The following is a 22460-nucleotide window of genomic DNA, read 5'->3' as shown; positions in this document are numbered from 1 at the left end:
CCCAGGGTGTATCCGCTGAAGGCCGTTAACGCCCATGCGCTGTCGGTTGACCCGGCCGTCGAACGGGTAAGGGTGCGCATCCCTGCGGATACGCACCCTCTTATGTTGCCGGCTCTGCGGTTCCCGCCAGCCCGCGGTTCCCGCTAGCCCGCGTAGTTTCCCACCAGGCGGACCGCGCCGCCGTCGACTCCCTTGGCGCCCTGGACATAGTCGGGTCCCGCCTGTGCTTCACCGGCGGCTCCCACCGTGCCCATCACCCAGGCCGGAACTCCGCGTTCGGCAAGCCGGTTCACAGCTGCATCGGCACCCGCGGCATCGACGATGGCCACCATGCCCACTCCCAGGTTCAGCGTGCGCTCCAAATCGGGCTGCGGCACGTTCCCCAGCTCGCCTACCAGCTTGAAGATGGGCGGGAGCTCCCACGTGGAGCGGTCCACGGTCGCTTCGAGGCCCTTGGGCAGTACACGCGCCAGGTTGGCCGCAAGGCCGCCTCCGGTGACGTGGCTGAAACCGTGGACGCCGGCGGCTTCCAGCCGTGCCAGGTCCAGGCAGTCGGCAGCGTAAACCCGGGTGGGTTCCAGCAGCTCCTCACCAAGCGTGCGCCCAAATTCGCTGACCTGGCGCTCCAGCTGCCAGCCGGCATGGTTGATCACGCGGCGGACCAGCGAGTAACCGTTGGAGTGCAGCCCCGAGGACGCCATACCGATCACCACGTCGCCGCTGCGGACCCGTTCCGGTCCCAGCAGGTTCCCGGCCTCGACGACGCCGGTAGCCGCGCCCGCGACGTCGTACTCATGCTCTCCCAGCAGGCCCGGGTGCTCGGCGGTCTCGCCGCCCACCAGTGCTGTTCCGGCAACCTCGCAGGCCGCGGCAATGCCGCGGACAATGTCGGCAATGCGTTCCGGAACCACCTTGCCGCAGGCGATGTAGTCCGTCATGAACAGCGGCTCGGCTCCGACCACCACGATGTCGTCCACCACCATGCCCACCAGGTCGAAGCCGATGGTGTCGTGGATGTCCATGGCCTGGGCAATGGCCACCTTGGTGCCCACGCCGTCGGTGGAGGTGGCAAGCAGCGGCTTCTTGTAGGTCAGCAGCCGGGAAACGTCGTAGAGTCCGGCAAATCCGCCCACTCCGCCCAGCACGGAGGAATTATGTGTGGCCTTCACCGCGGCCTTCATCAGTTCCACGGCCCTGTCGCCGGCTTCAACGTCCACGCCCGCTGAGGCATAGGTAATGGCGGTCTTGGACGAGCTCATACGGCTTCCTTCTTGTCAGCTTTGGTCAGGAGATTCTCAAACTCGGCATCCGGGCCGGGATCGCAGCCGTTGGCCCCGTCCTCGTCAGCCGGATTGCCGGGCGCTGCGGGCTCGAGCAGGTTCTTGCCCAGCCGGTCCGCCGAGGGCAGCTCAATCGGATAGACACCGGTGAAGCAGGCGGTGCACAGCCGCTCGCGCGGCTGCTGGGTGGCGCCGATCATGCCCTCCTCGGAGATGTAGGCCAGGGTGTCGGCTCCCACGGAGGCGCAGATCTCCTCGACGGCGGCACCGTTGGCAATCAGCTCGGCACGGGAAGCAAAGTCAATGCCGTAGAAGCACGGCCACTGGACCGGCGGGGAGGAAATCTTGACGTGCACTTCCTTGGCGCCCACCTCGCGCAGCATCCGCACAATCGCCCGCTGCGTGTTTCCGCGGACGATGGAGTCGTCCACGACCACCACGCGCTTGCCGCGGATGACGGATTCGAGGGCATTGAGCTTGAGCTTGATGCCCAGCTGGCGCAGGGTCTGGCTGGGCTGGATGAAGGTGCGCCCCACGTACGAGTTCTTGACGAAGCCGTGGGCGAAGGGAATGCCCGACTCCTCGGCGTAGCCGACGGCCGCCGGGGTGCCGGACTCGGGCACCGGAATGACGATGTCCGCCTCGACCGGGTACTCGCGGGCCAGCTGGCGTCCCATCTCCACCCGGCTCTCGTAGACGGACCGGCCGTTGATGACGGCGTCGGGCCGGGCGAGGTAGACGTATTCGAAGACGCAGCCTGCCGGGGTGGCTTCGCCGAAGCTGGTGCTGCGGATACCTGATTCATCGATGGCGATGAATTCGCCGGGCTTGATTTCGCGGATGAAGCTGGCGCCCACGGTGGCGAGTGCGGAGCCTTCGGAGGCCACCACCCAGCCGCTGGCCAGCCGGCCCAGCACCAGCGGACGGACGCCGTAGGTGTCGCGGGCCGCATAGAGGGTGCCTTCATCCATGAAGACAAAGGAAAAGGCCCCGCGCAGCTTGGGCAGCAGCTCGAGGGCTGTGTCTTCCAGCGAACGCCCGTCGGAGCCGTTGAGCAGGGCAGTGACCAGCGCAGTGTCCGAGGTATTGCCCTGGGCGATTTCGCCGAACCGGGGCCGGCCCTCGCGTTCAATGATCATGTCGTACAGCTCGGCGGAGTTGGTCAGGTTGCCGTTGTGCGCCAGGGCCACGGTTCCGCTCGCCGTTGCGCCCAGCGTGGGCTGCGCGTTGGCCCACTGCGAGGACCCGGTGGTGGAATACCGGCAGTGCCCCACCGCAATGTGGCCGGTCAGGGTATTGAGGGTGGTTTCGTCAAAGACCTGGGACACCAGGCCCATGTCCTTGTAGACACTGATTCTGTTGCCGTCACTCGTAGCAATGCCGGCGGACTCCTGTCCGCGGTGCTGCAGCGCGTACAACCCGTAATACGTGAGTTTTGCTACTTCTTCGCCGGGGGCCCAGACACCAAAAACTCCGCAGGCATCCTGCGGACCTTTCTCGCCGGGCATGAGATCGTGGGAAAGCTTTCCGTCACCGCGTGCCATGAGATTAGTGTCTCACGGCGGAGTCAAAGCCGGAGTTTGATGCGGAACCATTACGGAGCCGCCGGGAGTTACTCCTCGTCGCGCTCCACGACGGCGCGGCGTGCCTTGCGCACGCTGATCCAGTCCAGAAGCAGGGCGGCGACGGCGCCGAGGCAGACTCCGGGAATGGCAAACATGATGGTGAAGAAGCCCAGGGTTGCCGCCCGGGTGTAGGTGGGATCGGCCGGCCCGGAGTAGGCGACCACCAGCGCGGCAATGAACCCGGCGATCACGCCCAGAGCCAGGAACGGGATAAAGCGGGGAGCGCGGCGGACGGTAATCTCGCGGCGTTCAGGGCTGTGCTGCTCGGAATTCATATCCAAATTCTACCGGCAGTAGAGATTATTGCCCTGCACGGAACAGCGGAAGCCACTCTGAGAGGTCCGCGCGCAGCCCGGATGCGGCCACCTGCCCGGCTCCGACGGCGTCGGCCCACGATTGCCTTCCGGCTATGAGCGCCAACCATGTGGCAGCATCGGTCTCGATCACGTTCGGCGGCGTTCCCCGGGTGTGGCGGGGGCCGGCCACGCACTGGGTGACGCCGAACGGCGGGACCCGGACCTCAACGCTGTTGCCCGGCGCGCGTTCGGCCAGTTCCTCCAGGGAGTAGCGGACCGCGGTTGCCGTGGTCTTGCGGTCGGCCGCGGATCCGGTCTCAGCGGCTGCCAGGGCAGCCCGCAGCGCCGCCTCACCCTCGGGGGCCGGGACGCGTCGTCGTGCCATGGGTAATCCGTCCGCTGCCGCTGGTCAGGAATCCAGCAGGGCCGTGACGGGTGCCCCGAGCCGGATGCTGCCGACGGGCTCGCCTCCGCCAAGTACCGGACGGACAATCTTGTCCAGTACCGCGCCGATCTTGCCGGCATCCACCGCCCCGCTGGCCGCCAGCAGGGTCAGTCCCACGAGGGAGGCGCCCCGGGTGTCGCCGTCCAGCATCTTCAGGGCGACTGACACGCCGGTGTCGGTGCCCAGCACGAGGACGCCTTCGGCGCCGTTTTTGGAAATGATGCCCAGGTCTTCCATCACCACGGTGTTTTCGCGGCCGTGGCCGTGGACGGCCCAGGGGTAGTCGAGCATCGCGGTGGCCACGGTGGCGGCCCGGGCGTCGCCGTGCTTGCTCGAGGGTGCCTTGGACAGGCGGCCGATGCCGCGGGCCAGGCCGGTGAGGGAAACCGCGGCCAGCGGCGCGCCGCAGCCGTCGGTGGCCCAGTGCCGGATGGTTTCGCCGGTGAATTCCTCGAAGACCTCGGCGATGCGCAGCTGCAGCGGATGCTGCGGGTCCAGATACGTGGCGTGGTCCCAGTTGTTTTCGGTGCAGGCCCAGAGGAACGCGGCGTGCTTGCCGGAGCAGTTGAAGGCGAGCTTGTTTTTGCCCTTGCCGCTGCGGATCAGCTCATGCCGGGCGGCTTCATCCTGCGGCCAGTCCTCGGGGCACTGCAGGTGCTCTTCGGTGACTCCGGCGGCAGCCAGCATGGTCTTGACGACGTCGGTGTGTTCCTTGGACCCGGTGTGGCTGGCAGCGGCCAGCGCCACCTGCGGGCCGCGCAGCGGGACACCGGACTTCATGGCGGCCACCGCCTGGAACGGCTTGAGCGTGGAGCGCGGAAAGATGGGAGTCGTGATGTCGCCCAGGGCGGTGACGACGCTTCCGTCCGCCGCCATGACGACGGCGGAACCGATGTGGCGGGACTCGATGAAACCGTTGCGTTCCACAACGGCAAGTTCAACGGCATCGGACGCAGTAAAAGTGGCAGGCATGTTCTTATTCCACCATGAACTGTACCGACTGCCAGCCGGAGGCGCCGTCGGGCACCGTGTCGGCCCGGGCATCGGTCTGCACACCGTCCCGCGGATCCGTGGCCCGTGCCCGCACCGTGTGGTTGCCCGCAGTCAGCGCCGGAGTACGGAAGGAGAACTGCCGCCAGGTGTCCACCGAGGCCTCCGCGGCCAGGACCGCCGGCTGCCACTCGCCGTCGTCGATCTGCACTTCCACTCCGGTGATGCCGCGCTGCTGTGACCAGGCTGTGCCGCCGACGTCCACGGGGCCGGCCGGTACCCGGGCGAATGACGCCGGGACCTCCACCCGCGCCATCGTCTTGACCGGCGCCTGCTCGGCCCACCCGCGATCGGTCCAGTAGGCGGTCTGGGCGTCGAAGCGGGTGACCTCCATGTCGATGAGCCATTTGGTCGCGGATACAAAGCCGTAGAGGCCGGGCACCACCATCCGCACCGGATAGCCGTGCACCGGAGGCAGCGGCTCACCGTTCATGCCCACGGCCAGCAGGGCGTCGCGGTCATCCTGCAGCACCTCCAGGGGAGTGGAGGCGCTGAAGCCGTCAACGCTGGTGGAGAGCACCATGTCCGCCCCTGCGGTGGGGCGCGCCCGGGCCAGCAGCTCCCGCACCGGCAGTCCCAGCCACTTGGCAGTACCGGCCAGGTCCCCGCCGAGCGGATTGGAAACGCAGGTCAGTGTGAGGTGGCGCTCCACCAGGTCCGAGTCCAGCAGCTCGGCAAAGCTGATCCGGATCTCTTCCTCCACCATCCCGTGGATCCGCAGTTCCCAGGTTTCGGCGTCCACCTCCGGCACGCTCAGCGCGGTGTCGATCCGGTAGAAGTCTGCATTCGGCGTCAGCCACGGCGTCACGCCGGGCACCGGCGACTGCAGACCGGAGGGAAGGGCGGGAGCGGGCTCGGCGGCGGCGGGCAGTTTCAGGGCCGCACGGAAGGTGGCCGTGGTGCTGCGGGCCGCGGCGATGGCCCGGCCGCCGGTTGCTGCCGCAGCCGCCAGCACCGCCGTGAGCCCGACAGCAACGAAGAATCCGCGCCGGTTCGGAAAGGGTCCGGGGTGCAGGTCAGGGTGCAGGCCGGGGCCCGCGGGGGACGGGGCGCCGATGACGGCCCCGGCACCGCCGTCGTTCTGACCGTCCCCCGCCGAGACCGGCTGGACGGCGGGCGCCGCTGCGGGGATGCCTGCCGACCGGTGTTTACTATCCGCCTGCTGCCCGTGCACCGCAACAGAAGGAGCGGATTTCGCGGCAGGAATGCGCCGAAGAAGCCCGCGCAGCACGCCAATGCCGGCTGCGGTGCCCAGCAGGGTCGGCACCGCGTCGAGGGGCGCAGCACCGGCGCGGGTCAGGACGCACGCGACGATCACCGCGCCCATGGCGACGACGGCGGCAACCCCGAGCGCCCAGCGGTACCGGGCCAGCACCCCTGCGAGGGCGGCCAGCACGACGATGGTCACGGCCATGCCGGCAAAGAGGGCGGCTTTGTCATTGGTGCCAAAGGTTTCCACCGCGAAGTTCTTCAGCCACAGGGGAGTGAAGTCAATAAACGTGGAGCCCAGGGCAATGAGCGGGCGGGCCCGCGCAGTAAAGAACGCGCCGGCCAGCTCGGCCACGGCCAGCACCATTGCCGCGGCGAGGATCCCGGCCACTGCGGCGTAGATCAGTGCGGGCCGGGGCCGGAGCAGGGTCCGGATACGGGTTCGGGCGGGCGGGGGTGCTGGGGAGGCCGTCATGGAAACTATTCGCAGCAGCCCGGCGCAGGTATGGGTGGCCGCGTCATACGGGAGCCGTGCTTTCGGCTGCCGGAGCCCAACCAGTACCCTGAACTACTGTGAAGGTTCTCGTTGTTGGCCCCGGCGGCCGCGAACATGCCCTTGTCCGATCCCTCCTCGCTGACCCCTATGTCCGAGAGGTCCACGCTGCCCCCGGCAACGCGGGCATCGCGCAGATGGTTCCGGTCCACGCGGTCAACGCCAGCGATCCGGCGGAGGTGACCGCACTCGCCAAGACCCTGGGCTCAACCCTGGTGGTCATCGGCCCGGAAGCTCCGCTGGCCGCAGGCGTTGCGGACGCCCTGCGCGAGGCAGGCATTCCGGTGTTTGGTCCCTCCCGGGCGGCCGCCCAGCTGGAGGCCTCTAAGGCTTTTGCCAAGCAGGTCATGGCTGCGGCCAGCGTTCCCACCGCGATGGCCCGGGTGGCCTCGACTGCAGAGCAGGCCGCCGATGCGCTGGACACCTTTGGTGCACCCTATGTGGTCAAGGACGACGGCCTGGCCGCGGGCAAGGGCGTGGTGGTCACGTCCGACCGCGACGCTGCGCTGGCGCATGCGCAGGCCTGCTTCGACGCCGGCGGAACCGTGGTGATCGAGGAATTCCTGGACGGCCCGGAAGTTTCCCTCTTTGTCCTGTCCGACGGACGCAATGTTGTTCCCCTGGCACCGGCCCAGGACTTCAAGCGCATTTACGACGGCGACGCAGGGCCCAATACCGGCGGCATGGGAGCCTATTCGCCGCTGAACTGGGTTCCGGCGGACCTCGTGGATGATGTCGTTCGGCGCGTCGCGCAGCCCACGGTCGATGAAATGGCCGCCCGCGGCACCCCGTTTGTCGGCGTCCTGTACTGCGGACTGGCCCTGACCTCCCGCGGCATGCGCGTCATCGAATTTAATGCCCGCTTTGGCGATCCGGAAACCCAGGCTGTCCTGGCCCGGTTGAAAACCCCGCTCGGCGGCCTGCTGCTGGCCGCGGCCAAGGGTGAGCTGGACGCCATGGAACAGCTTAAATGGGACCCGCGGACGGCAGTGGCGGTGGTGGTCGCTGCCGCCAATTATCCGGAGACCCCGCGCACCGGAGACCGGATCCGGGGCCTGAAGAAGGCGGAAAAGCTCGACGGCGTACACGTCCTGCACGCCGGTACCGCGTTCAACGGGGACGGCAAGGCAGTCTCCGCCGGCGGACGGGTGCTCGCCGTCGTCGGGCTCGGCTCTGACCTGGGGAACGCCCGGGACCTGGCCTATGCCGGGGTGGAGAAAATCCGGCTGGACGGGTCCCAGCACCGGAGCGACATTGCCCTGAAGGCGCTGCGCGGGGAAGTGGAGGTTCCCTCCGGCACCTGCACGGTACCGGACGCCGCTACGGAAAACACGCCTGCACGCAGCCTGGACGGAGACCCGGCATGAGCGCGCCCGAACTGGCCGGCTGGACCCACGTCTACTCCGGCAAGGTCCGCGACCTCTATGTGCCCGCGGACCTGTCCGCGCCCGGGGCTCAGGAGCGTGTCCTGGTGGTCGCGAGTGACCGGATCAGCGCCTTTGACCATGTACTGGCCTCCGAGATCCCGGACAAGGGCCGCATCCTGACCCAGCTGAGCCTGTGGTGGTTTGACCAGCTGGCCGTGCCCAACCATGTGATTTCCGCGGACGAGGGCGTGCCGGCCGAAGTGGCCGGCCGGGCGATGGTCTGCAAAAAGCTGGAGATGTACCCGGTGGAGTGCATCGCCCGCGGCTACCTCACCGGGACAGGACTGGCCGAATACCGGCAGTCGCAGACCGTGTGCGAGGTGCCGCTGCCCGCCGGACTGGTGGACGGCTCCCGGCTGGAGCCGGCGGTCTTTACGCCTTCGGCCAAGGCTGAGGTGGGCGAGCATGACGAGAACATCAGCTTTGGTGCCGTGGTGGAATCCGTTGGCGCCGAAACGGCGGAAACGCTGCGCGCGCTCACGCTGGAGATCTACACGGCGGCCGAGGCGATCGCCCGGGACCGCGGGATTATCCTGGCGGACACCAAGGTGGAGTTCGGCAAGGATCCGGCCACCGGCGAGGTGACCCTGGGCGATGAGGTGCTGACTCCGGACTCCTCCCGCTTCTGGGACGCCGCGCTCTACGAGCCGGGCCGCGCGCAGCCGTCCTTCGACAAGCAGTACGTCCGCGACTGGCTCACGTCGCCGGAATCGGGCTGGGACAAGTCCTCGGACACCCCGCCGCCCGCCCTGCCGGCCGACGTCGTCGAGCGCACCCGCGCGCGCTATGTGGAGGCCTACGAGCGGCTCACCGGGAAAAAGTTCGAGTAGGGGACTTTGTTCGGGGACTCCCCCCTCCTCCGGGATGGGGGAGTCCCCGAACCACCCCAGCAGCAGGAAACTTAACGAAAAAGGTTCCCTTCCGGAAAAACCGGAAGGGAACCTTTTCTATGGTCGGGGTGACAGGATTTGAACCTGCGACCTCGTCGTCCCGAACGACGCGCGCTACCAAGCTGCGCCACACCCCGTAACCACTGCTATTCGGCGGGTTTCCCCGCCGCTGAAGCAACTTTACAAGTGTAGACGATGAGGTCCGGTTCCGCGAAACCGGGTTACACCAGGGATTCCTGCCAAGCCGCCTGCAGCTTCGCGAAGCGGCCGGTGCCGGCGGTGAGCTCGGCCGGGGTGCCGTCCTCGACCACCTCGCCGGAGTGCATCACCAGCACCCGGTCGGCAATCTCCACGGTGGAGAGGCGGTGCGCAATGATCAAAGCCGTCCGGTTCCCGAGGAGGGTCTTCAGGCCGTGCTGCACGAGCCGTTCGCTGGGGATGTCCAGCGAGGACGTGGCCTCATCCAGGATCAGCACCGCCGGATCGGCCAGGAAGGCGCGGGCAAAGCTGATCAGCTGGCGCTGGCCGGCGGACACCCGGCCGCCGCGCTTGTTCACGTCAGTGTCATAGCCCTCCGGCAGCGCTTCGATGAACTCGTGCGCGCCCACGGCCTTGGCCGAGGCGATGATTTCCGCGCGGCTGGCTTCGGGCTTGCCCAGCGCGATATTGTCCGCCACCGAACCGCTGAACAGGAAGGCCTCCTGGGTCACCATGACGACGGCGCGGCGCAGGTCCCGCTGCGTGAGGTCGCGCAGGTCCACACCGTCCAGCAGCACGGCGCCCTGCGACGGGTCGTAGAAGCGGGCGATCAGCTTGGCCAGGGTCGACTTTCCGGCCCCGGTCTGGCCGACCAGGGCGACCGTCTGCCCGGCGGGAATGTGCAGGTCCATCTGCGGCAGGATCACCGGGCCGCTGCCGTACCGGAACTCCACGCCGTCAAACCGGATGTCGCCGGCGGCGTGCTTGAGCTCCACCGGATGCTGGGGCGGGCGGACGGTGGGAACTTCCTCCAGCAGCCCGGAGACCTTTTCCAGCGCCGCGGAGGCGGACTGGAAGGAGTTGTAGAACATGGCCATCTGGTCCACCGGCTGGAAGAAGCGCTTCGAGTACAGCAGCAGGGCCAGCAGGGCACCCACCTCGAGGCCGCCGTCGAGCACCCGGAACCCGCCCACCAGCAGCACCACGGCCACCGTGGCGTTGCCGATCAGCACCAGTCCGGGCTGGAAAACGCCGTTAAGGTTGATGGAGCGGACGGTCGCCACCCGGTAGTCATCGGCCAGCTCGTCGTACTTCCGGGCGTTGACCTGTTCGCGGCGGAATGCCTTCACAGCCCGGATTCCGGTCATTGTCTCCACGAAGTGCACAATCAGTTTCGCGGAGGTCACCCGGGACGCGCGGTAGGCCAGCTGGGAACGCGTCTGGTACCAGCGCGTCAGCAGGAACATGGGAACAAACGCCACCAGCAGCAGCAGCCCGGTGCGCCAGTCCAGCAGGAAAATGCTGACGGCGGTGAACAGCATGTACATGGCGCCCGAGGCCAGGGAGCTGATGCCCGAGTCGAGCAGTTCGCGCAGGGCCTCCAGATCCGAGGTCTGCCGGGAGATGATGCGCCCGGAAGTGTACTTTTCGTGGAACTCCAGGCTCAGGCGCTGGGTGTGTCGGAAGACCCGCAGCCGCAGGTCCAGCAGCATGGCCTGGCTCAGCAGTGCGGTGGCGCGGACGTAACCTGCGGTCAGGGCGGCCGCCAGCAGTGCCGCCACGAGGTACGCAACGCCGGAGAGGATCAGCGGCAGGCTGTTGCCGGCCTGCAGGTCAGGGAGGGCATGGTCGATGCCGTAGGCGATGATGGCCGGTCCGGCCACCCGCGCGGCCTGGGAGAAGACGACCAGCGCCACCGTGCCGATGAACCTGGCGCGGTTGGGCCGGATCAGGGACCCGAGCAGGGCCAGGGAACGGCGCCGGACCGCCCGGTTTTCTTCCGCTCCGAGGTGGACGGCGTCCTCGCCGGCGGTGCCGAGCCGGGCCGCGGCGTCGTAGTTCGGATCGGAGCCCTTGGCGGGGCCGCGGCGGACAGTAAAGCGGCTCATCGCACTATCTCCTCATCATCGAGGCGCTGGGCCGCCAGGCCGTCGCCGTCGTCGTTCTCCGGCACCGGGCCGTCGTCGAGCCCGCTGTCCAGATCTTTGGGATCCGTGGGCAGGCTTGCGATCACGTACCGGTAGTGCTCATTGCCCGCGAGCAGCTCGGCGTGGGTTCCGACGGCGCTGATCCGGCCGTCCTGAAGCAGGGCGACGCGGTCGGCCAGGGATACCGTGGAGGGGCGGTGCGCGACCACCAGCGTGGTGGTGTCGGCCAGCACCTCCCGCAGGCGGCCCTCGACCAGTTCTTCGGTGCGGACGTCCAGGGCCGACAGCGGATCATCCATGATCAGGACCTTGGGCCGGGCGGCAATGGCGCGGGCCAGGGCCACACGCTGGCGCTGCCCGCCGGACAGGCTCAGGCCCTCCTCGCCGATCAGCGTGTCGGTGCCCTCGGGCAGCGAGTACACGAAGTCGGCCTGCGCCACGTCGAGCGCCTGGGCCAGCAGCTGGTCCGCTTCGGCGGAACTTGCCGGTTCGGCGCCGAGCAGCACGTTGTCCCGTACGGAGCTGGAGAACAGGGTGGTGTCCTCGAAAGCCACCGCCACGATGGTGCGGAGCTCTTCAAGGTCCAGGTCCCGCAGATCGGTGCCGTCGATCCGGATCGAGCCGCCCGTGACGTCGAAGAGCCGGGGCACGAGCTGCAGCAGGGTTGTTTTCCCGCTTCCGGTGACCCCCACCAGCGCCATGGTTTCGCCGGGACGCAGGCAGAGGTCGACGCCGTCGACCAGGTTGCGTGTGCCGTCTTTGGTGTCCGGATAGGCGAAATGCACACCGTCGAACACCAGCTCCCCGCGCACGTCCTGCAGGTGCACCGGGTTGGCCGGGCTGGTGATGGAGCGCCGGGCGTCCATGACCTCGTAGTGGCGGTCAATTGCGGTTTTCGCGGTGAGCGTCATGGACAGCAGCGGCCCGATGGCCTCCACCGGGCCGGCGACGACGGCGGCGGTGGCGAAGAACGCGACCAGCGCGCCGATGCTGAGCGTGCCGTCGGCCACGGAAATGATGCCGACGACGAGGGCCGCGGCCAGGGCGGCCTCGGGCAGCAGCGTGACCACCAGCGAGAACTTGGCCAGTGAATTGGCCTTGGACACTTCCGTCAGACGCAGTTCCTGGGCCTGTTCCTCGAAGGAGTCCAGGGCTTCGCGGCTGCGGCCGAAGGCCTTCAGGACGCGGATGCCGTGGACGGATTCCTCCACGGTGGTGGCCAGGTCGCCGGTCTGGTCCTGGCTTTGGCGGGACACCTGCCGGTAGAACCGGTTGAAGCGGAATCCGTAAATGACGATGGGAACAGCGGCTGCCATGAAGATCAGGGCCAGCGGCCAGCTGGTGAACAGCATGACGGTAAACCCGATCACCACGGTCAGGGCGGTGACTACGAGCATGATGGCGCCGAACGCCATCCAGCGGCGGATCAGGTTCAGGTCGCTCATGGCGCGGGAGAGCAGCTGGCCGCTGCCCCAGCGGTCGTGGAATTCCACGGACAGGTCCTGCAGATGACGGTAGAACGAGGTGCGCATCCGGGTTTCCACAGTCGTGGCGGGGGCAATCACGAACTGGCGGCGCAGCGCTACGAAGACGGCTTCCAGCACGCCCAGGCCCAGCACGACGCCGGCCGCGCCCCACACGGCAGCGGAGGATCCGCCGGGGTTGAGCGAGGTGTTGATCAGGACCCGGAAGACCTGCGGGATGGCCAGCGCCATGAGGCTGGCCCCCAGTGCGCAGAAGAGTCCAAGGATTAAGCGGAGAAGGATGGGCCGCAGATGGGGATACAGCCGTCCAAGGGATAGCCACAGTGTTGTTTGCGCGGGCATGAAACCTCTTTGTGCGGGTGGAGGGTTCTGCTGCGAGCAGTTGTCCCTGGTGGCCTCAATCCTAAGCCTGCCCGGCGACGGAATCGACGGAGGTCCGGAGTATGGTCCGGGCCGGAACGAAATGCCTGCTTCACGCCCGGTGCGGTCGCTGCCCGGGAGTCTGAGCCGGTGCCGGCTCAGGCCGGTTTCATGCCCGCGGGGTCAGCGTCAGCAGGACCGCTTCGGGACGGCAGGCGAACCGGACCGGAGCGAAACGGGAGGTTCCGATCCCGGCGGACACGTTCATCGGTACGCTTCGGCCGTTGTGCTCCCACATCGACACGCCCTTGGCCCGTGAGGTGGGCAGGTCGCAGTTGCTGACCAGTGCGCCGTAAAACGGGATGCAGACCTGTCCGCCGTGGGTGTGGCCGGCCAGGATCAGCTCCGCGCCGCCGTCGGTAAAGTAATTCAGCACCCGCTGGTAGGGCGCATGGGCGACCCCGACCCGGAGAGCGGGGAGCGCAGCGGCGGCAGCGGCGGGTTCGGGGAACCCTGCATAGACGTCGCGGTCCAGATGCGGATCATCCACGCCGGAGAAATCCAGCCGGACGCCGTCGATGACCTTGGAATCCCGGCGGTTGGTCAGTCCGGTCCAGCCGGCGTCGTCGAATGCGCCGAACAGCTCTCCAAACGGCAGTGCCGGCGGTTCCCTGGTGATTTTCGAAGGCCCGGTGAAGTAGGTGAAGGGGCTCTTCAGCATCGGACCGTAGTAGTCATTCGAGCCGGGAACGTAAACGCCGGGGAACCGCAGCAGCGGTTTGAGCGCCTCAAGCAGCGGCGGAACGGCATCGGGGTGGCTGAGGTTGTCACCGGTGTTGACCACCAGGTCCGGTTCCAGCTCGGCAAGCGAGGCCAGCCACCGTGTTTTGACGTTCTGGTTCGGAACAAAGTGGATATCCGAAAGGTGCAGCACCCGCAGGGGCGTGCTGCCCGGGGGCAGGACAGCCAGCGTCTCCGTGCGGACGCCGAAGAGGTTGCGTTCGATCAATGAGGCGTAGGCCAGGGCGGCAGCCCCGGCTCCGGCCGTCCATGCGGCCGAGCGCAGGGCAGTGCCCAGGGATGAGTCAGCCACAGTTAGTACGTCTCGCGTCCGGCAGCAAGCCGGTCTTTGAAGAAGCTCACCCCGGAAGCGTTGTTGTCGCCCTCGGACTCGCCGCCGCCGTCTCCGCCGTCGTTGCCCTCGCCGCCGCCGTTGCCCTCGTCATTGTCTGAGGCGGGGCTGGGGGACGGCGCGGGAGCCGGCTTCGGGGCCTGGGGCGCATTGCCCATGATGCTGGCGGGCGGGGGAGTGAAGGGGTTGGCCCCGTACTCGCCGGGGATGCGCTGGATGAAGTTCTTCCAGGACGGCCCGGCAATGAGTGAACCGTCGATTTCGGGGTAAACCTTGCCGCCGATGGGCTTGCCGATCATGGTTCCACGATCGTCACCCCAAACGTGGTTGCCCAGCCAGGTGGCGGTGACCATGCCGGTGGTGTAACCCATGAACCAGGTCTGGGACCGGAAGTCGTTGGTTCCGGTCTTGCCGGCGACCGGGAGGCCGATCTGCAGGTTGTAGCCCGAGCCCTTGGTCATCACCTGCTGGGTGGCAGCGTTGACGCCCTGGGCAACTTCCTTTTTCATGACCTGCTGGCAGTCCGGAGCCGGAACCTCGAAGGTCCGTCCGTCGGATGCCGTCACCGAGGTCAGGGCGCGGGGCTCGCATTTGAGGCCCTCAGCCGCGAAGGTGGCAAAGCCGGTGGCCATGGACAGCGGCGAAGCGTCGCCGCCGCCGCCGAAGGACGACGGCGGGTCGATGCCGAGCCGTTCGTACTCTCCGCTGGAGCTCTTGCCGTTGTGGATGCCGGCGGCAAAGGCCATTTCCTGGAACTTGCACAGATCCAGCTGGTTGATTTCTGCCAGCGTGATGGTGTTCAGGGAGTTTGCCAGGCCGTCGATGACCGAGGTTGTTTTGTAGTTGGTGTCGCCGTAGTTGATGGGTGTCCAGGGTTCCGGAATGCCGTACCGGCCGCCGGGCAGGCAGCTGGCGTTCCAGCTGTGTCCGGCGGGGTAGGTGCGTTTGCGGCCGTCCAGCTGGGCGTTCAGTGTCTTGCCTGCGTCAAGCCAGGCAGCCACGGTAAACGGCTTGTAGGTTGAGCCCGGCTGGAAACCGCCCATGCCGCCCAGGGATTTCTCCGGGTTGCCGTCCTGGTACTGGTCCACGTTGAAGTTCAGCACGGAGTTGCCGGGGCCCTGCTCGGGCGTGTACCGGGTGTTCTGCGCCATGGACAGGATCTTGCCCGTGCCCGGCTCCATGGAGACCATGGAGTGGCCGATCTCGGGGTCGGTGGTGTCCGGGTTGGCGGTTTCGTTGATGGCGGTCTGCGCGGCGTTCTGAATTTCGGGGTCAAGGGTGGTGTTGATGCTCAGGCCGCCGCGGTACAGCAGCTTCTCGCGGTCTTCCACCGTGGCGCCGAACCGCTCGTCGTTGGTGACCAGGTGAGTGACATAGTCGCAGAAGTACGGTGCCTGGACGGCGCCGACGCAGTTGCTGGGGACCGGCGTGAGGTTCAGGCCCAGATCGGTGGCGACGGCGGCGTCGTGCTCTTCCTGGGTGATGCGCCCGGTGCTGAGCATGGTGCCGATGACCAGGTTGCGCCGCTTCAGGGCCACTTCGGGGTTGCCTGTGGGGCTGTAGAGCGTGGGACCGTTGACCACGCCGGCCAGCAGCGCGGCCTGTGGGATGTTCAGTTCAGCCGCTGTCACGTTGAAGAAGTACTTGGCGGCTGCCTGCACGCCGAACGTCATTCCGCTGAACGGCACAATGTTGAAGTAGCCCTCAAGGATCTCTTCTTTGCTCAGCTGCTTCTCAACGGCGATGGCCAGCTTCATCTCCCGCAGCTTGTCGCCGTAGGTCTTCTGCATACTGCCGCTGAAGACCACATCCTCTTCGTTCTGGAGGTTGGAGTCGATGATGACGTTGTTCACATACTGCTGCGTGATCGTAGAGGCACCACGGTTGGTGCCGGAGGAGATGTTGGAGGCCAAAGCCCCGAGGATGCCCTGCATGTCCACGCCGCCGTGCTCGTAAAAGCGGTCGTCTTCAATGGCAAGCATCGCGTCGATCATGGTGGGGGAGACTTCGGCCAGCTTCACGGGCTGGCGGTTCTCCTCATACAGCGTGGCGATGAGGGAACCGTCATTGGCATAAATCCGAGAGGGCTCGGCCAGTGCCCCGGGCTCAAGTTCCGACGGGAGATTGTCGAAGAACTGCAGGGAACCGGATGCGGCCGTGCCGGCAGCCGCGGCGGCGGGAACGAGGAGTCCCGCGGCCAAAACACCGCAAAGTGCACTGACGCCAAAGAACGCGACGATCTTGCCCAAAGTGGTCGCCGTGTCAAAAAGAGGTGATTTGCGAGCTGCCATGCGCATCAGTCTACAAGCACGCGTTAGTCTTTGGATTATGAGCAAATGGGAATATTTCATCACGCCGCTTCCTCTTCACACACCGGGAGCTGTCCTTAACATGCACGGCGAAGAAGGTTGGGAGCTGGTTCAGATCACCCCCGCCCCCAACGGCACCGGAGCTGTTGCCTATATGAAGCGCGAGAAGTCGCAGTGACAGAGGTTAATGAAGCGGTTTCGGCCGTGGAGCGCCGGCTCGCGGAGCTGGGCCTGACCCTGCCCGCGGTGGCCGCCCCCGTGGCCGCGTACGTGCCGGCCGTTGTCACCGGCAACTACGTCTACACCTCCGGCCAGCTGCCGTTTGTCGACGGCGCGTTGCCGGCTGCGGGGAAGGTGGGCGCCGCGGTGTCCGCTGAGGACGCCGCCGGTTACGCCGCAACCTGCGCAGTCAACGCACTGGCTGCCATCAAGGCACAGATCGGTGACCTGGACCGCATCAGCCGCATTGTGAAAGTAGTTGGTTACGTTGCCTCCGAGCCGTCCTTCACCGGACAGCCGGCCGTCATCAACGGAGCCTCCGAACTGCTGGGGAAGGTCTTCGGCGAGGCGGGCTCCCACGCCCGGTCCGCCGTCGGCGTGGCGGTACTGCCGCTGGATGCCCCGGTCGAAGTAGAAGTGATCGCTGAATTTGCCTAGTTCCTCCCTACGGCTTTTCCCGGTTCCCCCGTATTTGCGGGGGGCCGCGGAAAGCTGGCTAGAACACGGTGACCGCACACCGCGCAAACCCCGCCTGGCATCTTCCGTGGTGCTGGTCCGGGACGCTCCCCGCGGGACTGAAACTTATCTGGCCTACCGGCGCGGCGAATCCCCGCTGGGCAAGGTCGCCTTCCCCGGCGGAAGCATCGAAGAGGGCGACGACGGTTCCGCCGCCGGCTGGTACGGACCCTCCGCCGCAGCCTGGGCCAAATCCCTGGGCATCGACGACCCCCGGCTGGCCCGCCGCCACGTGGTGGCTGCCATCCGCGAGCTTTTCGAAGAAACGGGGATCCTGCTGGCGGGCCCGGATGAGTCCACCCTGCTGGAGGCCAACCGGGGCCCGGAGTGGATGGCGGCGCGGTCCGGAATTGCCTCCGGAGAGCTGTCCTTCCTGGACCTGCTCGGCCGCCGCGGCCTGGGCCTGCGCACGGACCTGCTGCGCCCGCTCTCCAACTGGCAGACGGCGGATTTTGCGCTGCGCCGCTTCGACACCCGCTACTTTGCCGCCGTGCAGCCCATCGGCCAGGAGGCCTCCCTGCTCGAGGGCAAGGGCGTCTGGGGCGGGTGGCGGTCCGCGGCCGCTGAAATCGGAGCGCGCGACACGACGTCGCTGGGTGACGAAATCGGGCTTCCGGACACCGCCGGACTGCGCCTGGGGGAGCTGACAGTTCCACAGGTGGAGCTGGTCCTGGAAAAGCTGGCGACTGCCCGCGGCTGCATCGCCTACTTGGCTTCCCGCCGCCCCGCAAAGGTTTACCAGCCCGAACTGGTCCAGAATGACGACGGCTACTGGCTGGCCGTACAGCTCAGCGGCGCCGGCGAAGGTTCGGCCCAGCGGGGGCGCTGACGCCGCGTCTGGCTACCGCACCGGTTAAACGACGGCGGCGCCGCCCCGAAAAGGGGAGGCGCCGCCGTCGTCGTGCGGCAGAACCGCTAAGCCGAAGGCCTAGCGGGAGCGCTGACGCAGCCGCTGCACGTCCAGAATGACCACGGCGCGTGCCTCAAGGCGCAGCCAGCCGCGCTGGACGAACTCGGCCAGGGCCTTGTTCACCGTTTCGCGGGAAGCGCCGACCAGCTGGGCCAGCTCTTCCTGGGTCAGCTCGTGTGCCACCAGGATGCCGTCGGTGGCCGGACGGCCGAAGCGGTCCGCGAGATCCAGCAGCGCCTTGGCGACACGGCCGGGAACGTCCGAGAAGACGAGGTCCGCAAGGGACTCGTTGGTGCGGCGCAGGCGGCGGGCCAGTGCCTGCAGCAGCTGCACCGACACCTCCGGGCGCGTTTCCAGCAGCGCCTTCAGGTTGTCGTGCCGCAGTCCCGCAAGACGGGTTTCCGACACCGCGGTGGCGGTGGCGTTGCGCGGGCTCGGATCAAACAGTGCCATCTCGCCGAAGAGCTCGCCCGGGCCGAGGATGGCCAGCAGGTTTTCGCGGCCGTCGGGTGCAGAGCGGCCCAGCTTGATCTTTCCGGACACGATGAAATACAGCTGGTCGCCCTGGTCACCTTCGCGGAAAACTGATGCGCCGCGCGAAAGGTCGACCTCGGTCAACTCGTCGGTCAGAGCTGCGAAGACGTCGTCTCCCAATGAGGCGAACAGTGGCGCACGGCGCAGTACCTCGATATCCATGAAATCTCCTGTAAATAGTTGTCCCTTCTATTATCTTCCCGCACTGCGGCCCCATGTGACACCTGTAATAGCTTTGTTCGCCCTCGGATGATAAAAAGGACGCCCCGACGCACTGCCCGGCGGACTCCGGCGCGGACGGCACACCCAGCTTGGACCGCTAAACTCTGGAGGCAGGGACCGTCGCCGCATGGTCCCGCGTTAGCCCCCTACACCGTATTTGGAGCTGTTTGTGCTCGGTTTCTCCCTGCTTGACATCATTCTGCTGTTGGCGCTGCTGTTCTACCTCATCGCCGGTCTGCGGAACGGTCTGGTGGTGACTCTGGGCGGCATTGTCGGCTTCGTGGCCGGAGCTGTCGCTGCGTTTTTCGCCATTCCGCTGGTCGCGGCGTGGGTGCCCGACGACGGGTGGCGGCTGACCGCCGTTATTGCCACCGTGGCGGTCCTCGTTCTGGGCGGACATGCCGTGGGAGCCGCGCTGGGCGGCGGAATCCGGCGCTGGCTGAACTTCCCGCCGCTGCGGTTTCTGGACCGGCTGTTCGGCGGTGCGGTGAACCTGGCGGTATCCGCACTGGTGATGTCGATGCTCGCGTTCAGTGTCAATACGCTCGGTGTGCCCTTCCTCTCGCAGCAGATCACCTCGTCCAAGGTTTTGACCACCATCGACGAGGCCACTCCGGACCGGGTGCAGGCCTGGACGGCGCAGGTGCGGTCCTTCACGCTGGCCGAGGGCCTGCCGACCATCCTGGACAGCGCGGCACCGGAAACGGTGGTCGCCCCCGACCAGGCGTTCTCCTCCGCTGCGCTCCAAACCTCGTCGGAGTCCGTGGTGAAGATCACCGGCACCGCCTACCAGTGCGGGCAGAACCAGACCGGTTCCGGCTTCGTGGTGGCGGATGACCGCGTCATCACCAACGCCCACGTGGTGGCGGGGGTGTCCGAGCCGGTGGTGCAGATTCCCGGCGGCGGGGCACTTCCGGGCAAGGTGGTCTACTTTGACAGCACCCGTGACCTGGCCGTGCTGTCGGTGGAAAACTTGGAGGCGGACCCCATTCCCCTCGGCGACGTGCTGCCGGACGGCACCACGGCGGCCTTTGCCGGGTATCCGGCCGGCGGCCCGTTCCGTCTGCAGGCGGCCAACGTGGAGCGGCTCTCCGACGTCTCCGTCCGTAACATCTACGGCTCATCGCCGGAGGTGCTGGAGGTCTATACCCTGGCGGCCAACGTGCAGCAGGGCAACTCCGGCGGGCCGCTCCTGGATATTGACGGGCAGGTGGCCGGGGTGATCTTCGCCAAGACGACCGGCGAGCAGCCCATCGGCTACGCCCTGTCCCTGAGCGAACTCGGTCCGGTGGCGCAGGCTGCCGCCGGCTACTCCGACCCGGTGTCTCCCGGGCAGTGCATTTCCGGCGAGTAGGACAGGCTGCAAGTAGCAGAGGGTCGGTTCCGCGGGCTCAGTCCCCGGCTTCGCCGTCGAGCCGGGCAGCGAGATAGTTGACCGCCATCCCGTAGCCGGCAATTCCGGCGCCGCAGATGACGACGTCGGCCACTGCCGACACGTAGGAGTGGTGGCGGAACTCCTCGCGCCGGTGGATGTTGCTCAGGTGCACTTCCACGACGGGCAGCCCCACTCCGGACAGCGCATCGGGAATGGCAACGGAGGTGTGGCTGTACGCGGCGGGGTTGATGATGATGGCGTCCGCCAGCCCCGGAGCGCCGTGGATCGCGTCAATCAGGTCCCCCTCGTGGTTGGACTGGATGCAGTCAACCGTCCAGCCCTGCGCCTCGGCCGCCTGGAGGGCGAGTGTCTCGACGTCGTCAAGGGTGGCCGTGCCGTAGATCCCCGGCTCCCGGGTGCCCAGGAGGTTCAGGTTGGGGCCGTTGAGGACGAGCAGGTTGCGGGTGCGGGAGGCAGTCATGCCTTAACTATGCGCCAACCTGCACCCGCTCGGCGGCGTCTGCGCCGCGGCGCGTCATGCGGGCCGCAGCAAGCGCGCCGGCAATCGTCACCAGGGACATCAGGGCCAGTACGACGCCGGGATGCCACCACGCACCGCCGGTCGCCTCGCCGTAGGCGGAGGTGACCGCCGGGGTAAAGCCGGCGAGGATTCCGGCAAAACTGTAGGCCAGCGAGAGCGCCGTGAAGCCGGTGCGGGCCGGGAACAGGTCAGCCATCAGCCCGCCCAAAGCCGCCCAGGCCGCCGTCGGGGCAATGCCGCCCAGCAGGATGGCCAGGATGTAGGTGGTCTGGTCCGCGGTGCTGATCACCCAGTAGAGCGGGAAGGAAATCAGCAGCGTGGCCGCGGCGCCGGCAGCCACCATCCGGGCCGAGCCGATTCGGGTGGCCAGCCAGCCGAAGGCCGGAATCGTGGCCAATTGCAGGACCGAGCCCACCAGGGCGGCGTTGAGCACGGTGGTGTCGGACAGGCCGAGCTGCTGGGTGCCGTAGGCCTGGGTGTAGGTGGTCATGAGGAAGTAGGAACCGATGCCCAGCAGTGAGGCGGCGGCGGCAACCAGAACGGGCAGCCGCTGGGTGGTGAGCACTTCCAGGACCGGAACGCGGGGAACGGCCTGGTGCTCGGCAACGTCCTTGAAGACCGGGGTTTCCTCGATGGCGAAGCGCAGGTACAGGGCAATGGCCATGAACGGGAAGGCCATCAGGAACGGCAGCCGCCACAGCCCGGCTTCCATGGTTTCCTGCGATGCCTGGGTCAGGAGCAGGAAGGTGGCGGTGACCATGATGGTGCCCACCGGGGAGCCGATCTGCGGGATCGCGGCGTAGAGGGCGCGCTTGCGCGGCTCGGCGTGTTCGGTGGCGATCAGGATGGCTCCGCCCCATTCCCCGCCCACGGCCAGGCCCTGCAGCAGCCGCAGGGTGACGAGCAGCGCCGGAGCCCAGAGGCCGATGGTGTTGTAGTCCGGGAGCAGGCCGATCACGCCGGTGGCCGTGCCCATGAGGACAATGGTCCAGATCAGCGACTTCTTGCGTCCGATCCGGTCTCCGATGTGGCCGAACAGGACCGCTCCGACGGGGCGGGCAATGAAGCCGATGCCCAGGGAGAGGAAGGACAGCAGGACGCCGATCAGCGGATCGACCTCCGGGAAGAAGATCCGGTTCAGGATCAGTGCGGCGGCCGTGCCGAAGACATAGAAGTCATAGGACTCCAGTGCCGTTCCGACAAAGGAGGCTCCGGCTACCCTGCGCGCCATCCGGCGTGACTGCGGGCGGTGCTGCGGATCGGTTTCGGCAGGTGTGGAAGCTGGGGAGGCAGTGCTGGAAGTGGACACGAGCATTGATTCTGCTACCCCGCGTGCCCCGGTGCCAACTTGTTGAGTCCAAGGTCACCCCTGCACTCCGGCGCCGGGTCCGGCGTCAGTGCAGAACGCTGCCGAGAATCGCCCGGCCGGCGCTGACCAGGGAAGCTGAAACCCCGGCCGGATCGGCTACATAACCGTGGACCATGGCCCCGTCCCGCAGCATCAGCAGCTGGTCGGCCAGCGCGGCCGGTTCTGCTGCTCCCAGCTGCGCGAGCCTGCCGCTGACTTCGGCGTGCAGCCATTCCCGGTGCTCCCGGACCACGGCGCGGACCGGGGACCCGGCGTCGGGATACTCCGCTGCCGCGTTGATGAACGGGCAGCCGCGGAATCCGGGTACGCAGGTTTCGGCGCCCATGGCTTCCGCCAGCTGCAGGAGTCCGGTGCAGGGGTCGGCGCTTAGGTGCTCAGCTGCCGCTCGGGTCCGCGCGGATTGGGCCTGCAGATAGGCGACCACCAGGTCCTCCTTGGTGCGGAAATGCCGGTAGAAGGTCACCTTGGTGGTGCCTGCTTCCGCGATGATCCGGTCGGCACTCACGGCACGGATGCCCTCGGAATAGAAGAGGGAGGCGGCGGCGTCCAGGATGCGCTCGCGCACCGGCGACTGGCTGGCCATGGTTC

The 22460-nt window shown here is 67.3% G+C and carries 20 protein-coding genes and 1 tRNA gene; 6 read left to right on the top strand and 15 right to left on the bottom strand.

Features of this window, described 5'->3' with window-relative positions; all coding sequences use genetic code 11:
• Positions 1-143: 143 nt before the first annotated feature.
• From purM to M1D40_RS16075, 6 genes are all read right to left on the bottom strand, one after another.
• Positions 144-1259 (bottom strand): phosphoribosylformylglycinamidine cyclo-ligase, encoded by a 1116-nt coding sequence (gene purM, locus M1D40_RS16100; RefSeq protein WP_341395195.1) that lies wholly within the window; start codon positions 1257-1259, stop codon positions 144-146.
• A complete protein-coding gene (gene purF / locus M1D40_RS16095; protein WP_341395196.1) occupies positions 1256-2824 on the bottom strand; it encodes an amidophosphoribosyltransferase in 1569 nt (522 codons plus the stop codon). The genes purM and purF overlap by 4 nt, the downstream gene beginning before the upstream one ends.
• A gap of 68 nt (positions 2825-2892) precedes the next feature.
• A complete protein-coding gene (locus M1D40_RS16090) occupies positions 2893-3180 on the bottom strand; it encodes a hypothetical protein (RefSeq protein ID WP_341395197.1) in 288 nt (95 codons plus the stop codon).
• A gap of 25 nt (positions 3181-3205) precedes the next feature.
• Positions 3206-3586: a sterol carrier family protein gene (locus M1D40_RS16085; RefSeq protein ID WP_461169478.1), complete on the bottom strand. Its 381-nt coding sequence runs from the start codon at positions 3584-3586 to the stop codon at positions 3206-3208.
• Positions 3587-3610: 24 nt separating this feature from the next.
• Positions 3611-4618 (bottom strand): asparaginase, encoded by a 1008-nt coding sequence (locus M1D40_RS16080; RefSeq protein WP_341395199.1) that lies wholly within the window; start codon positions 4616-4618, stop codon positions 3611-3613.
• Positions 4619-4622: 4 nt separating this feature from the next.
• The gene (locus M1D40_RS16075) at positions 4623-6380 is read right to left on the bottom strand and encodes a molybdopterin-dependent oxidoreductase (RefSeq protein ID WP_461169477.1); all 1758 of its coding nucleotides are present in this window, start codon (positions 6378-6380) and stop codon (positions 4623-4625) included.
• Between the two features lie 98 nt (positions 6381-6478).
• Between M1D40_RS16075 and purD the strand changes: the two genes are divergently transcribed.
• Positions 6479-7825 (top strand): phosphoribosylamine--glycine ligase, encoded by a 1347-nt coding sequence (gene purD / locus M1D40_RS16070; protein WP_461169476.1) that lies wholly within the window; start codon positions 6479-6481, stop codon positions 7823-7825.
• Positions 7822-8715: a phosphoribosylaminoimidazolesuccinocarboxamide synthase gene (locus M1D40_RS16065; RefSeq protein ID WP_461169475.1), complete on the top strand. Its 894-nt coding sequence runs from the start codon at positions 7822-7824 to the stop codon at positions 8713-8715. Before purD ends, M1D40_RS16065 begins: the two co-directional genes overlap by 4 nt.
• 120 nt (positions 8716-8835) lie before the next feature.
• Here M1D40_RS16065 and M1D40_RS16060 read toward each other — a convergent pair.
• The 5 genes from M1D40_RS16060 to M1D40_RS16040 all read right to left on the bottom strand — a co-directional run bounded on the left by M1D40_RS16060 (position 8836) and on the right by M1D40_RS16040 (position 16168).
• A tRNA-Pro gene (locus M1D40_RS16060) sits at positions 8836-8912 on the bottom strand.
• Between the two features lie 84 nt (positions 8913-8996).
• A complete protein-coding gene (locus tag M1D40_RS16055) occupies positions 8997-10862 on the bottom strand; it encodes an ABC transporter ATP-binding protein (protein ID WP_461169474.1) in 1866 nt (621 codons plus the stop codon).
• Positions 10859-12727: an ABC transporter ATP-binding protein gene (locus M1D40_RS16050; RefSeq protein WP_461169473.1), complete on the bottom strand. Its 1869-nt coding sequence runs from the start codon at positions 12725-12727 to the stop codon at positions 10859-10861. The genes M1D40_RS16055 and M1D40_RS16050 overlap by 4 nt, the downstream gene beginning before the upstream one ends.
• 187 nt (positions 12728-12914) lie before the next feature.
• A complete protein-coding gene (locus M1D40_RS16045; protein WP_461169472.1) occupies positions 12915-13838 on the bottom strand; it encodes a metallophosphoesterase in 924 nt (307 codons plus the stop codon).
• Positions 13839-13840: 2 nt separating this feature from the next.
• Complete coding sequence (locus M1D40_RS16040) at positions 13841-16168, bottom strand: transglycosylase domain-containing protein (RefSeq protein ID WP_461169471.1); 2328 nt, start codon at positions 16166-16168, stop codon at positions 13841-13843.
• A 37-nt stretch (positions 16169-16205) separates the two neighbouring features.
• Between M1D40_RS16040 and M1D40_RS16035 the strand changes: the two genes are divergently transcribed.
• Genes M1D40_RS16035 through M1D40_RS16025 form a run of 3 tightly spaced genes read left to right on the top strand, consistent with a single transcriptional unit; the run spans position 16206 to position 17750 of the window.
• Positions 16206-16364, top strand: a complete 159-nt coding sequence (locus M1D40_RS16035) for a DUF4177 domain-containing protein (protein WP_146067190.1) — start codon at positions 16206-16208, stop codon at positions 16362-16364.
• A complete protein-coding gene (locus M1D40_RS16030) occupies positions 16361-16843 on the top strand; it encodes a RidA family protein (protein ID WP_341395206.1) in 483 nt (160 codons plus the stop codon). Before M1D40_RS16035 ends, M1D40_RS16030 begins: the two co-directional genes overlap by 4 nt.
• On the top strand, positions 16836-17750 hold the full coding sequence (locus M1D40_RS16025; protein WP_445818930.1) for an NUDIX hydrolase: 915 nt from the start codon (positions 16836-16838) through the stop codon (positions 17748-17750). The genes M1D40_RS16030 and M1D40_RS16025 overlap by 8 nt, the downstream gene beginning before the upstream one ends.
• Before the next feature lie 99 nt (positions 17751-17849).
• Here the strand turns inward: M1D40_RS16025 and M1D40_RS16020 are convergent, their stop codons facing one another.
• Positions 17850-18527, bottom strand: coding sequence for a Crp/Fnr family transcriptional regulator (locus M1D40_RS16020; protein WP_104053107.1), 678 nt, complete (start codon positions 18525-18527; stop codon positions 17850-17852).
• Between the two features lie 229 nt (positions 18528-18756).
• On the opposite strand from M1D40_RS16020, the gene M1D40_RS16015 reads away from it, so the two are divergent.
• Complete coding sequence (locus M1D40_RS16015; RefSeq protein WP_461169470.1) at positions 18757-19941, top strand: MarP family serine protease; 1185 nt, start codon at positions 18757-18759, stop codon at positions 19939-19941.
• 37 nt (positions 19942-19978) lie between these two features.
• Here the strand turns inward: M1D40_RS16015 and aroQ are convergent, their stop codons facing one another.
• The 3 genes from aroQ to M1D40_RS16000 all read right to left on the bottom strand — a co-directional run bounded on the left by aroQ (position 19979) and on the right by M1D40_RS16000 (position 22455).
• Positions 19979-20443: a type II 3-dehydroquinate dehydratase gene (gene aroQ / locus M1D40_RS16010; RefSeq protein ID WP_341395209.1), complete on the bottom strand. Its 465-nt coding sequence runs from the start codon at positions 20441-20443 to the stop codon at positions 19979-19981.
• Positions 20444-20450: 7 nt separating this feature from the next.
• Entirely contained in the window at positions 20451-21812 is a 1362-nt protein-coding gene (locus tag M1D40_RS16005; protein WP_461169469.1) for an MFS transporter, read from the bottom strand.
• 85 nt (positions 21813-21897) lie between these two features.
• Positions 21898-22455, bottom strand: coding sequence for a TetR/AcrR family transcriptional regulator (locus M1D40_RS16000; RefSeq protein ID WP_341395211.1), 558 nt, complete (start codon positions 22453-22455; stop codon positions 21898-21900).
• Positions 22456-22460: the final 5 nt, after the last annotated feature.

The sequence above is a fragment of the Arthrobacter sp. Z1-15 genome, from assembly GCF_054792395.1.
Note: the sequence above shows the minus strand (reverse complement) of the source record. Positions and strands in the feature narration are given on the sequence as shown.

What these genes read in the sequence shown, in the direction of transcription:
- M1D40_RS16055 (WP_461169474.1), bottom strand. Translation starts at nt 10,862, where the DNA reads ATGAGCCGCTTTACTGTCCGCCGCGGCCCCGCCAAGGGCTCCGATCCG.
- aroQ (WP_341395209.1), bottom strand. Translation starts at nt 20,443, where the DNA reads ATGACTGCCTCCCGCACCCGCAACCTGCTCGTCCTCAACGGCCCCAAC.
- M1D40_RS16020 (WP_104053107.1), bottom strand. Translation starts at nt 18,527, where the DNA reads ATGGATATCGAGGTACTGCGCCGTGCGCCACTGTTCGCCTCATTGGGA.
- purM (WP_341395195.1), bottom strand. Translation starts at nt 1,259, where the DNA reads ATGAGCTCGTCCAAGACCGCCATTACCTATGCCTCAGCGGGCGTGGAC.
- M1D40_RS16035 (WP_146067190.1), top strand. Translation starts at nt 16,206, where the DNA reads ATGAGCAAATGGGAATATTTCATCACGCCGCTTCCTCTTCACACACCG.
- M1D40_RS16075 (WP_461169477.1), bottom strand. Translation starts at nt 6,380, where the DNA reads ATGACGGCCTCCCCAGCACCCCCGCCCGCCCGAACCCGTATCCGGACC.
- M1D40_RS16065 (WP_461169475.1), top strand. Translation starts at nt 7,822, where the DNA reads ATGAGCGCGCCCGAACTGGCCGGCTGGACCCACGTCTACTCCGGCAAG.
- M1D40_RS16000 (WP_341395211.1), bottom strand. Translation starts at nt 22,455, where the DNA reads ATGGCCAGCCAGTCGCCGGTGCGCGAGCGCATCCTGGACGCCGCCGCC.
- purF (WP_341395196.1), bottom strand. Translation starts at nt 2,824, where the DNA reads ATGGCACGCGGTGACGGAAAGCTTTCCCACGATCTCATGCCCGGCGAG.
- M1D40_RS16080 (WP_341395199.1), bottom strand. Translation starts at nt 4,618, where the DNA reads ATGCCTGCCACTTTTACTGCGTCCGATGCCGTTGAACTTGCCGTTGTG.
- M1D40_RS16040 (WP_461169471.1), bottom strand. Translation starts at nt 16,168, where the DNA reads ATGGCAGCTCGCAAATCACCTCTTTTTGACACGGCGACCACTTTGGGC.
- M1D40_RS16085 (WP_461169478.1), bottom strand. Translation starts at nt 3,586, where the DNA reads ATGGCACGACGACGCGTCCCGGCCCCCGAGGGTGAGGCGGCGCTGCGG.
- M1D40_RS16050 (WP_461169473.1), bottom strand. Translation starts at nt 12,727, where the DNA reads ATGCCCGCGCAAACAACACTGTGGCTATCCCTTGGACGGCTGTATCCC.
- M1D40_RS16090 (WP_341395197.1), bottom strand. Translation starts at nt 3,180, where the DNA reads ATGAATTCCGAGCAGCACAGCCCTGAACGCCGCGAGATTACCGTCCGC.